General features: G+C 42.0%; 4 protein-coding genes. 1 reads left to right on the forward strand and 3 read right to left on the reverse strand.

Annotated features, from left to right (window positions below; translation table 11 throughout):
• Positions 1 to 220 precede the first annotated feature (220 nt).
• Both pgmB and L1028_RS00645 read right to left on the reverse strand, forming a co-directional pair.
• On the reverse strand, positions 221 to 877 hold the full coding sequence (gene pgmB, locus L1028_RS00640; RefSeq protein WP_234529954.1) for a beta-phosphoglucomutase: 657 nt from the start codon (positions 875 to 877) through the stop codon (positions 221 to 223).
• Positions 878 to 1,099: 222 nt separating this feature from the next.
• A complete protein-coding gene (locus L1028_RS00645) occupies positions 1,100 to 2,146 on the reverse strand; it encodes a LacI family DNA-binding transcriptional regulator (RefSeq protein ID WP_234529955.1) in 1,047 nt (348 codons plus the stop codon).
• Between the two features lie 765 nt (positions 2,147 to 2,911).
• Here L1028_RS00645 and L1028_RS00650 point away from each other — a divergent pair.
• Positions 2,912 to 10,591 carry a pullulanase gene (locus L1028_RS00650; RefSeq protein ID WP_234529958.1) on the forward strand — a complete coding sequence of 2,560 codons (7,680 nt, stop codon included), beginning with the start codon at positions 2,912 to 2,914 and terminating at the stop codon, positions 10,589 to 10,591.
• Positions 10,592 to 10,762: 171 nt separating this feature from the next.
• On the opposite strand, the gene L1028_RS00655 is transcribed toward L1028_RS00650, so the two are convergent.
• Positions 10,763 to 12,508 (reverse strand): alpha-glycosidase, encoded by a 1,746-nt coding sequence (locus L1028_RS00655; protein ID WP_234529960.1) that lies wholly within the window; start codon positions 12,506 to 12,508, stop codon positions 10,763 to 10,765.
• Positions 12,509 to 13,117 lie beyond the last annotated feature (609 nt).

A 13,117-nucleotide genomic window follows, 5' to 3' on the forward strand; every position in this document is an offset into this window, starting at 1 on the left:
CTTTCGATCGCTGTTATAATCAGATTTCTATATTTTAGCCGCGTTTTGCGGATGAAATCTGATTATAAAGGCGAACGCTACGCTTCTACAGTTCCAAAATTCCTCTCCGTCCCCTCATCACCAGAAATCTAATGATTAATACTTAGTTCATTTAATTGTAGGTTAGATGCAGCAGGGCGAATCACATTAACACTTTCAGTTGATTAATGTTCGTTAAACTTTAAGCAAAAGATTTTTTAAGTTGTGACACACTCATATGAGCGAGCGATGGAACGACGATGTTCGCCGCATTGAGCGTTTCCGGTGAACCAATACCAACACTGAACATCCCAGCACGCGACGCAGCTTCAATTCCTGCTTCTGCATCTTCGAAGACAACACAGTGTTTAGGATCAGCGCCGAGTGCTTTAGCTCCTAAAAGAAAAACTTCCGGATCTGGTTTAGCAGCACTAGTGTGTGTACCATCGATGATTGCATCAAAGTAAGGGGTCAATCCGGTATTATTTAATATCGTCATTGCGTTCTTACTAGCAGAACCTAGGGCAACTTTGATGCCATTCTCACGGCACTCTTTCAGAAAATCAAGCGCTCCTGGCAAAATCTCTGAGCTGTCCATTTTCGCAATATATTCGACATAACGATTATTCTTCTGTTCCGCAAGCTTAGCTTTCTCTTCTTCATTGATAGTTAGTCCGCCGATTTCCAGCAAAATATTTAGCGAGGCAGTTCTGCTGACTCCTTTAAGGCGTTCGTTATCTTGTTCTGTGAAGAGAAACCCTAATCCATCTGCAAGCTCTTTCCATGCGATATAATGGTATTTGGCAGTATCAACGATAACACCATCCAAATCGAACAAGCAGGCTTTAATTTCCGTCATTGTAGTACCTCCTAAAAGTTGTCACAGTGTCGTGATCCATTGGTTAATCATATCTGAATTTGATTTCGATTGTATAAGCTTAGCTTAAGATAGTTAAGTTTATCCTTACCTCAGATTCGAATATTCACCCTAAAAGAACAGAATCAAGAAGTTTTAATAATTTAGCGCAAACGTTTGTACAGATTTCCAAAAAATAAATGAAGCGTTAATCGCTTCACTTATTCATTCGGTTTTGTTCTTAGCATGAGAGTACATGGATGACTCTCTCACGATCAAGCGATGTGGAATAACGAACCGGTTTGTATAACCAACATCGTGGTTCGGACTCTTGATATTCTGGATAAGTACCTGAGATGCAGTGTAGCCAAGATGATAAATTCCAATATCAATACTACTGATCGGAGGGCTGGATAATTCAGATAATGGAATATTGTTAAAACTCACAATAGCGAGATCGTCAGGCACTTTGTATTTCAGTTCATTCAATCCGCGTAAAATTCCGAACGATACCATATCATCCACTGCAACTAGAGCAGTAGGCCGATTAGGCAAATTCATGAAAAAAGACATCGCTCTATATCCGCTATCCTGTAGAAATTCACCTTCTACAATCCATTCATCACGCATTTCAAGACCGCTATTCAGCAATGCTTTACGGTATCCTGCGAGACGATCGCGAGAAACAATTAGATTCGGCGGTCCACTTACGAAGCCAATACGTTCATGACCCATTGAAATGAGGTGGTTTGTAGCATCATATGCTGCCATCACATTATCGTTATCGACAGATAAAATATTCTCATATCGATCACTTCGGCCTACCAATACGAATGGATAATCGTTACTCTCTAGAAAATCAATAACAGCATCATCTGTACGAGAGTAAAGCAGAATAACACCATCTACTCGCCGGCCCTTTAGAAGTCTTGAAACGGCTTCCAATTCTTCCTTCTCGTTTGCTCCGGAGCTAATTAACACGTCGTAGCCGGAACGGCTAGCTTGTGTAACGATCCCCCGGATTAATTCCATAAAAAATAGATTTGAGAACAGCTCTTCAGCTGGTTTAGGAAGACTGAAGCATATGCTGTTTGTAGTTTTCGACACTAGACTCTTAGCCATCATGTTAGGTGTATAGCCCATATCTTCCATAATAGCTTTAACCTTGCGGGAAGTTTCCAGGCTGATTCTGGGGTGATTGGACAATACCCGGGATACCGTGGAGGGAGATACTCCCGCTTTCTTGGCCACATCCTTAATGGTAACTGTCATAGAAACCTCCTTATGGAACCGTTTGCTTTACACAGTAATATTAATCTAAGAGTTCTAAATTGTAAATAGATAAAGTCATTTGGAAGGGCAATATTGCTACTTTTGGAAAGAGTATTAGAAATTTATGTGTGAAATTGTTTGTTTTCACCAAAAAAGTATGAATGATTTAGCAAGATTGATCTTAATATGTATAAAAGATATCCAATTTCTTCGAAAGGAGCAATTCGTAAATGCAAACGTGTGGCTTGAATTTTTTTTGAACAATTTGATGAAGTATATAATAAATTCAATTCGAGGAATGGAATTAGAGAGACTTTCAAAAAAACATATAAATCCTAATGGGATTATCAAGTATGTTTTTCTTTATTTTTACTTTTATGAAAAATCGAGTTTGTTCAATACATAAAAATACTGGTTGACAATACCATAAATACAGCATTAGTATGTAAATCAAAATATAGCAAGCGTTTACATTGGCTGAATTTGGGTCAGAATTCGGCGTACTAAAGAATGAGTTTTATGTACTTAGGTTTATGCACGGCTTATTGCAAACGTTTGCACTAGATTTCATGGATTTTGTGATGTCTTTTACTTTGACAAGGATGGTGATGCTGTTAATCCGGTTTGACGAGCCGCACACATAGACCTTCTCCAACTACAGAAGGAAGACACATGATTTCATAACCTCAGAATAATTGGCGGGGTTCGAGAAATTATGTATCCGCTTGCACAAAGGGAATTCATAATTATGGGAGGTTTTACAGAATGAAAATAACTTTATGGGGTAAGAGGACGTTCGCGATCTTCATGATCGTAGCTCTTGTGTTCTCCAGTCTCGGCTTACACCCAGTTAAGGTTTCTGCAGAAACGACAAAGGTGGTTTTGGTCGGTGATTTGCAATCACAGTTTATTTCTACTGGGGCGGAAAATCCCGGCAAGGATTGGGATGAGACATCAGTAGTCACCCAAATGACTTACTCAGGCGATGGTCTTTATTCTTTTACTGGGACACTGCCAGCGAAAGAATATAATTACAAGGTTGCTCTGAACGATAGCTGGGATGAGAACTATGGATTCGCAAAGTATACAAACCCTCAAGGGAAAAATGATGGAGAGAATATCCACATAAAGTTAGAAGAAGAAACGACTGTAACCTTTTATTATAATGACATCACTCATAAAATAGCTGATTCTACGTACTATACGCCAATTGCTGCGGATAAGCTGCCAAGACTGACAGGAAACCTTCCAGCAGAGGCATTGTCCACGTTATCAGATCCTGATTTTGATGGTGTGTACAGTACAGTTGTTACTGTGCCGCAGGGAGATTACACATATAAGGTTTCTGTTCCAGGAGCCACAGAAGCAGAGGATATTTCTTATCCAGAAAGCGATCTAACGTTGAACCTACCGCTAGATCTTCCGGTAACCTTCAAGTACAACACTGGAGATCATAGTGTAACTGCAGAATATAAAATTCCTTCGGGACCTGTAGAGGTTACACCTGTTCCAGCAGGGCATATTCGTGTTCACTACAAAGCTAGTGATTACTCTGATAAGGGATTGTGGCTATGGGGTGATGTTGTAAGCCCTTCTGTTGATTGGGCCATGGGTGCGACCCCTTTTCCTGATGGACAAATGGATTCCTATGGAGCATATGTTGATGTGCCGATTAAGGATGGAGCTCAGAAGATCTCATTCATCGCGCTTAAGCGTGCAAACGGGGAGAAAGACGGAGGAAACAAGAATTTCTCGATTAGTACTCCACAAACTAATGAAGTATGGATCACAGAAGGCTCTGATGTAGTTACGCCTTATGAACCGGTTAAGCTTCCGGTAAATACCGTTCGAATCCACTATATGAGATCTGATACTAATCATGATCAGTATGGATTATGGCTGTGGGATGACGTGTCCACACCTTCGGATACACTTGGTTCTTGGCCGACTTCTGCGACTCCTTTCAAAGCGGATCAAAAGGACAATTCCGGTGCTTATGTCGATGTTCCACTTATAGGGGGTGCCAAGAAAATTGGCTTTATTGTAATGAAGCCTTCGAACGGAGATAAAGACGGGGACAATAAAACCTTCAGCTTGTTAGATCGTTATAATCAGCTGTGGGTTAAAGAAGGGGACAACAATGTATATGTTTCACCGTTTGGTGAAACACCTATCGGTTTAGTATCCGCTGAAGTGTTGTCGACGAGCAAAATCCTTCTTGGCTTCACGTTAACTGACGGCTTGGATGCAGCAGTATTAAAGAATGAGATTACCGTTAAAGATAAAGACGGTGCTTCTATTCCTGTGTCTGCTGTAACCATTACTAGCAAAACTTCAATTGAAGTCGATACAAAAGACTTTGATTTCAATAAAGTTCCGCTTAGCGTTACTTATTCAGGAAAAACGGTCTCAGCTGTTAGTGGTTGGAGAATGCTTGATGAAATGTACAATTATACAGGAGACGATCTAGGGGCTACGTATAACACTGACAAAACAGCTACGTTAAAATTGTGGGCACCTAAAGCTAGCTCGGTTATCGTCAATGTGTACGATAAGAATGACTCCAACGTGTTCGTGGGTAGTGTGGACTTAACGAGCGGTGCGCAAGGAGTCTGGTCGGTGGACTTAAAGCCGACTGATTTGACTGGTACTACCACGAACGATGTAAGAGGATTCTTTTATCAATATGAAGTGACAAATGACGGTGTAACCAATAAGGTCCTTGATCCTTATGCTAAATCAATGGCGGTATTTACAGTGGATACCACAGGTGCTGCTGGTGCTGGCGGGGATACAGTCGGTAAAGCGGCTATCGTTGATTTAAGCCAGACGAACCCGGATACCTTTGGCTATGCAGATATTAAAGGCTACGAAAAACGCGAGGATGCAATCATTTATGAAGTCCACGTTAGAGACTTTACATCCGATGTATCGATCAATGATAGTCTGAGTGGCGAAAGATGGGGCTCTTATAGCGCCTTTGAAAAGAAGCTCGATTATATTAAATCTCTCGGTGTAACTCATATTCAATTGCTTCCTGTAATGGCTTGGTATTATGGGGACGAAACGAAGATGGGGACTAGAGAAACAGATTATTCCGCAAAAAACAATGAATACAACTGGGGATATGATCCTCACAACTACTTCTCTCCAGACGGTGCTTATTCGCAGAAACCTGCTGATCCTGAGGAGCGGATTAAAGAACTAAAAGGTTTGATTGACGCCGTACATGAAGCTGGAATGGGTGTCATTCTGGATGTAGTGTACACACATATGGCTAAAAAAGAATTCTTAAATGACATCGTACCTAATTATTACGCATTCCAAGATGCAAACGGCAACTTTATCGGAGGTTTCGGAAACAATCTGGCTACCAACCATAAAATGGCTGAGAAGCTGATGGTTGATTCCGTGAAATACTGGTTTGAAGAGTACAAGATTGATGGAATGCGCTGGGATATGATGGGCGATGCGACAGCACAGGCTGTTCAGAATGCTTATGATGCCGCGGCAGAAATTAATCCGAAGGCACTTTTTATCGGTGAAGGCTGGAGAACATTCGGTGGTGCTGCAGCTGATCCTTCCCTCGCTGGAAAGGGGGCAGATCAGGACTGGATGGATAAAACGGATAGCGTAGGTGTTTTCTCTGACGAATTCCGTAATGAATTGAAATCTGGTTATGGTTCCGAAGGTCAACCTAGATTTATTACAGGCGGAGCGCGTCCAATAGCGACAATCTTTAACAATATTAAAGCGGAGCCATCAAATACGCCTGCCGATGATCCAGGTGATATCGTTCCGTACATCGAAGCGCATGACAACCTGACGCTGCATGATGTTATTGCACAAACGATCAAGAAAGATCCTAAAATTGCAGAGAATGAACTTGAAATTCAGAAACGGATTAGACTTGGAAACATGCTTATTCTAACCTCCCAAGGTACTGCCTTCATTCATGCGGGTCAGGAATATGGGCGTACCAAGCAGTGGAAGGGAACTACGGTTCCTCAGGAAAAATTCACAGAATTGTTTGACGTCAACAACCAATCCTTTGGTTATTTCATTCATGATTCGTATGATTCTTCGGATGCAGTCAACATGTTTGATTGGACTAAAGCAACGGATGAGTTAAAGTTCCCAGTACAGAACACGACAAGAAAATATACGTCAGGTCTGATGGAATTAAGAAAGTCTACCGATGCATTTCGATTGGGCGACAAGAATCTGGTTGATTCCAATGTTAACCTAATTCCTGCTCCAGAAATGAAGAAGGATGATCTTGTTATTAGCTATTCCAACAAAGCAACAGATGGCACGGGCATATATTATGTCTTTATGAATGCCGACAGCACAGAAAGAACTCTGACCTTATCAGAGGATTTGACGAGTGGTCAGGTGCTTGTTGACAGTGATGAAGCTGGTGTCACTGCGATTCCAGTTGACCGACAGTCAGGTTTTGATTTAACAGCAAATTCAATTAGGATTGATCCTTTGACTGCAGTGATTATTCAAAAGGATGCTGCGCCAGTAAAGCTTACCTCCCTGGAAACAGATAGTGCAAGCTACACGCTGGCAGCAGGAAATACGCATCAAACTGCTGTTTTTGCAAAGTACGATGATAACAGCAGAAGTAATGTTACGCAATTAGCTGCTTACACTTCTAATAAACCCCAAGTGGCTACAGTAACCAATAAAGGTCAAGTGAAGGCAATTGGTAATGGAACGGCTACAATTACCATTACTTATGGCGGTATTTCTACAACTGTTACCGTAAAGGTTACTGATAAGAGATATGTCCAATTTACTTATACCCGTAGCGACAAGGATTATAAGGATTGGAATATCTGGGTCTGGAATACAGGAGTTAAAAATGACCAGATTGATTTTACAACCTTTAAGAATGGTTCAGCGAGTGTTCTGATTGAGGTTGCTGAGAATGCGACAAGTGTAGGGTTCGTCCTTCGTAAAGGTACCGATTGGTCGATTAAGGATCCCTATGGGGATGACCGTATCATTCCGCTGACGCCTGGTGAATTATTCACTAAAGTGAACGTAACTAGCGGGGTGAAGGCGTTTGATATCAAACCAAGTATTAGCGGTCCTATCCTTAAGGATGGAACGATTACTTTTAGATATCGCGATGATGCCTTGTTCCGTAATGGAAATATGGAAGCGATCACGGCTGCTAAAGTAAAAGTGAATGGCACTTCGTATCCAATGACTTATGATTCCGCTAACGAGTGGTTCACTTACACGTTGACTGATTTAGTAGAAGGTACGTATAAGTATACTTTCTTGATCACGAAGGACGGTGTCACTACTGAATTTACGGATCCTAAGAATACGGTAAATGATGAATCTGTTGTTGTATATCATATTCCTGACGTTAAGATTACGACATCCGTCAATCCGGAAACCGTTACATCTAATCAGAATGCGGTTGTAACCATCAATGCAGTGACTTCAGAAGAGGTAACATATTCAGACGGATACATGGATTTAACCAATCTTGGAGGACCAAGCAAAGTTAAGCTGGATACGGAGCTGATGAAACAGACAGTTGCTGTGAAGGACACGGTGTCAGCGGGGATCAAGAATATTCCGATTACGCTCGTGGACCAGTACGGGAATGCACATAAGGAAAATGCTAAACTCGAGGTAAAAGCGAGAACCTACACAGGTGATAAGCTGGATTTTGATTGGGATGAGGCTCGTATATACTTCGCGCTTACAGACCGCTTCAAAGATGGAGATCCAACGAATAATGAGAATGTAGATAAAGATCAACTGGAAGCATACCACGGTGGTGATTTCCGAGGAATGATCGACAATCTCGATTATTTGCAAGAACTTGGTATTAACACGCTTTGGATTACGCCAATTGTAGATAATATTGATTTTAATAAAGGTGATGGCTTCAAACAATACGGATATCATGGCTATTGGGCCAAGGACTTTACAAAGCTCGACGAGCATCTTGGTGATATGGAGACCTTCAAGGAATTGATCGAGAAGGCACATGACAAGGGTATCAAGATCATGGTCGACGTTGTACTCAATCATACGGGTTACGGTCTTAAGGCTACGGATAACGAACCGACGATTACAACTGAGGATAAAGCACGTTTTGAAGGAATGCTTCGTACGGATGGTGTATCCGCGGATACAGATCCAATTAAAGGCGAGCTTGCAGGGTTGCCGGATTTCAAAACGGAAGATCCAGCCGTTCGTGAAAAAATTATCGCTTGGCAAACAGGGTGGTTAGATAACGCACGGACGGAACGTGGAGATACGATTGACTATTTCCGTGTGGATACAGTCAAACATGTAGAAGATACAACTTGGAAAGCATTTAAAAATGCACTGACTGTAATTGATCCAAACTTCAAAATGACCGGTGAATATTTCGGCGGAACCATTGATAGCAATGGTGGAATGCTAGGAACAAGTCAAATGGACGGTCTGCTTGATTTCGGGTTTAATGATGCAGCGAAAGATTTTACTGATGGTAAAGTTAACAGTGTTAATTCCTATTTGCAGGAACGAGAGTTAAAGATTGATAACACGAAGATGATGGCTCAATTCCTGAGCAGTCATGATGAAGATGGTTTCTTGTCCAATTATGTGGATGGAGACAAAGGCAAGCTGAAAATCGCTGCCGCTCTGCAAATCACAGCCAAGGGACAGCCAGTCATTTACTACGGAGAAGAACTGGGGAAATCGGGAAAAAATGCCGGAGACATGTCTAAAGGTGAGTTCAGTGAGAACCGTAAAGATATGCCATGGGATCAGTTGACTGCAGAGAAGCCACTTCATGATCATTATCAGAAGCTGTTGAATATCCGTGCAAAATACTCCAAAGTGTATTCGAAGGGTACGCGGACGAAGGTAGCAGGTTCAGACGATTTAGGTTATTTAGCCTTCAACAAGTCTTACGATAATGAGAACGTCGTGACGGTTATTAACACTAAGACAAGTGAGGTATCTGCAACGATTCCGGTGCCGTTTGCTGCCAATTTATCTGTAAAGGATGAGTACAGCGGTAAGACATACACGGTATCCGAAGATCAAAAAGTAATCATTGATCTACCAGGTAGAGATGATGGTGGAACGGTTATTTTAGCAGAAGTATCGGATGTAAAACCGACACCAACACCGACACCAACGCCAACACCAACACCAACACCAACACCAACACCAACAAAGACACCAGAAGCAACACCGACACCAACAGTGACACCAGAAGTAACACCAACACCAACGGTGACACCTGAAGCAACGCCGACGCCTGAAGTGACAAGTTCACCAACTTCTGAAAGCGTGGTAGGTAGCCCAACAACTCCTTCCAATGCCCAAATTGTCAGTGAGGATAGCTTGAAGAATGGTAAAGATGGAAAGGTGAAAATCGATATTGCTGCAGGTAAGACAGCAGTGTTGTTGCCGTTGCAAGCTGCAAAAACGTTAGGATCGAATGATCTAGTATTTAAAGTGGGTGATCTGTTCGTTACTATCCCTAACAAACTGTTAAGTGCAATTCCAAGTTTAGCTCCAGCCGCGGAAGGTTCTCAGATCTTATTGGAGCTGAAACCATTGATCCAGTCTGCTACGAAAGCATTAGTAGATGGTTTAAACAAAGAAGGGGCAACCGTAACTTCGCTATCCGATGTGTTTGAACTGAGACTTAGCATTCTAAAGAAAGATGGTACCCTAATTGTAGTTAAGAAGTTCGATGAGCCGATTACGATATCGTTTAAGATTAATGCTCAATCGAATAAAGATCTACAGGGGATCTACTATTTAGGCGATAATGGCGAGCTTGAGTACGTAGGTGGACAGCTGAATGGAGACGTGATATCTACACAGGTCACGCACTTTAGTAAATATGCCGTACTAGAGATTGTGAAGTCGTTTGAGGATGTTCCAACTACTTATTGGGCATTCCATGCCATTCAGTCTCTAGCTGCAAAACAAATTGTTTCAGGGGTTACCACAACCGAGTTTAATCCGAAAAGCAATGTTAGTCGTGCGGAATTTACCGCATTACTAGTTCGTGCACTTGGTTTAAATGCGGATGGGCAAATTAAATTTTCGGATATTAAGTCAGATGCATGGTATTCATCATACGTAGCAACAGCTTCTAAGCTGGGCATTGTTAGTGGTCGAAGCAATGATACTTTTGCGCCGAATGCTTCCATTACCCGTGAGGAAATGGCTATCATGGTGATCCGTGCGCTTGAAGTGAAGTCTGATAAGAAGATCGAGCCAGCAGTGGGTGTCACGTCATTTGCAGATGCATCTAGCATTAGCAAGTGGGCAGATAGCTACGTGAAGACAGCAGCAGGTCTAGGGCTTCTGCAAGGCAGAGAGAACAATCAATTTGCTCCAAAAGGGTGGATGACCCGCGCCGAAAGCGCACAGATTATTTATACACTACTGAGCAAGTAAACTGGACTTCGGTGTGCTGATTGTTAGTGCACCGAAGTATTAGTAGTTAGCTAGTAATGTGTAAGTCATTTAGCAATCTCATCTCAAATATAAAACAGGGTATCCCACAGCTATCATAGCTAGTGAGGTACCCTGTTTTGTTATGTTTTATACGGCCAAAGGCATTTAAATCTAGTTGATTGCTTTAAGTATAGCGAAACCATAAGCAGGCATCTTCACGTTCAGCTTGCCACGCTCAGCACGCACTGTATCGGCCGTGAACAAGTTCTCCCAATTACGCTCGTCTACGTCAATACGGAACGTCTGAGCGGTCTCTTCGCTGTTGATCAGTACAACTATAGTCTCAAGATCTAATCGGCGCTCATAGGCTATCTTACTGCCTTGTCGACCTGCCTCCAAGAAAGTAAATGTTCCCGTACGAAGTGCAGGTTGCTCATTGCGTATTTGAATGAGCTGACGGTAGAATTCGAACAGATCAAGATCCTGCTTCTCAGGGTTCCATTCCATGCATTTACGACAACCTGGGTCACCCTCACCGTCCATTCCGAACTCGTCGCCATAATAGATACAAGGAGTACCCATAAAGGTGAACTGGAATAGTGCAGCTAACCGCATTTTATTTTTGTCCCCCGCAGCCAGCGTAAGCAAGCGAGGAGTGTCATGACTATCTAACAGATTGAAGGCAACTTCACTTGCTTGCAGTGGGTAGCGCGATAACTGTCTACCAATAGAGTTAGCAAACCCCTCTGCATCAAGGTTACCATGAACAAAAAAGTCTAAAACGGCATCAGTGAACGGATAGTTCATGACAGCATCGAATTTATCACCCTCCAACCACGGAGCAGATTCATGCCAGATTTCTCCAAGGATGTAGGCCTCAGGATTAGCGCGTTTTACCACCTTGCGGAATTCACGCCAGAAATCATGATCTACTTCATTGGCGACGTCAAGGCGCCAACCATCGATTCCAACTTCTGTAATCCAGAATTCAGCGACCTTTAGTAAGTACTCTTTAACTTCAGGATTCTCGGTATTAAGCTTTGGCATATGTGGTTCAAAGGCAAAAGTATCATAAGTAGGAATGCCTTTGACAACCTGAAGCGGAAACTCACGAATATGGAACCAGTCTTTGTAAATGGAGTCTTCTCCATTTTCCTGAACATCTAAAAATGGAGCGAAGGTTCCACCGGAGTGATTGAATACAGCGTCTAACAGAACACGAATTCCACGTTTATGGCAGAGATCGACGAGTTTTTTTAACGTTGCAATATCCCCGAAATGCGGATCAACTTTCATGTAATCTTCTGTATCGTATTTATGATTAGTAGTTGCAGTGAAGAGTGGTGTGAAATAAATAGCATTGATGCCAAGCTCGTTAAGGTGATCCAGATGATCGATAACCCCTTGCAGGTCGCCGCCAAAAAAGTTGGTTGGTGTTGGCTCTGCTCCCCATGGCTGAACATCTTTTGGATCAAGACTAGGGTCGCCATTTGCAAAGCGTTCAGGGAAGATCTGATAGAAAACAGCGTCCTTTACCCAAGCGGGTGGAGTGAACACATCAACGGGGTTAATAAATGGGAACTCGAAAAGCTTGTTTGGATTTTCTGGCCGGTTCGTTTGAAAATCATTTTCGGTCATCCAAACTTTCTCGTTATCCTTTTGCAGTAAGAATCCGTATTTCAATCGGCGATAAATGGGAACTGAGGCACATTCCCAATAATCAAACATAGCGTCAGAGGTGAAGAGGGTCATGGGAATGAGTTCTTTTGTGGTATCCCAAGTGTACTTATCCCCTGCAAAAGCAAATACTTCTGTTAAATCCCCTTTTTTAGCGCGGAGACGCAAGTGAATCGTACTCTCATTATAGGCATAAGACCAATTTAACCGCGGGCGATGGTACACAGCTTCCAGTAACATGAATAAGTCCTCCTAAAGTTTTGTAAGCGATACATCCCTGATCAGCTTCGGCAAAACTACATCGAAAGCATACGCTTAAGTTTTGTGAGCGATACTTTTCCGAACAATTGATCACAGCACGTGGGGTTTAGAATGTCGCTATTGTTATTGGTTGCACAGTTTTTTATGCAACATGCGCAAATGATGAGGCAAACTTGCACATAACAAAGAGGCACAACCGCCGCGAAGTAGCTTGTCCGAGGTTGTACCTTTCATAAGTAACATTGCCTTTTAGTTATATAGAACAGGAGGCAGACAATAGATGCAATGATTCATGTTGGGTAGCCTCTTAACGATTTGGATTATAGCATGGAATAAAAGGGCTTTCAATACTCTTGTTCAAACCATTGCACAAATTTTCACTTGAGTATATGAGCGTTTCTACTGCCCGATAATTGTAAATCTATTGGAAAAGTGAATTTGTGGCATATCAGGGGCAAATAAAATAGCAATTCCATTTTTAAACACATGAATAATCGATTAATTAAAAGATATCATGTGAAAAACGGAGATAAACGCCTATAGTGTTTATCAATTAATGAAAAATGGTCAAATATGGTATGTGCAAAC

Source organism: Paenibacillus pseudetheri (genome assembly GCF_924513355.1).
GTDB classification, from domain to species: domain Bacteria; phylum Bacillota; class Bacilli; order Paenibacillales; family Paenibacillaceae; genus Paenibacillus_AQ; species Paenibacillus_AQ pseudetheri.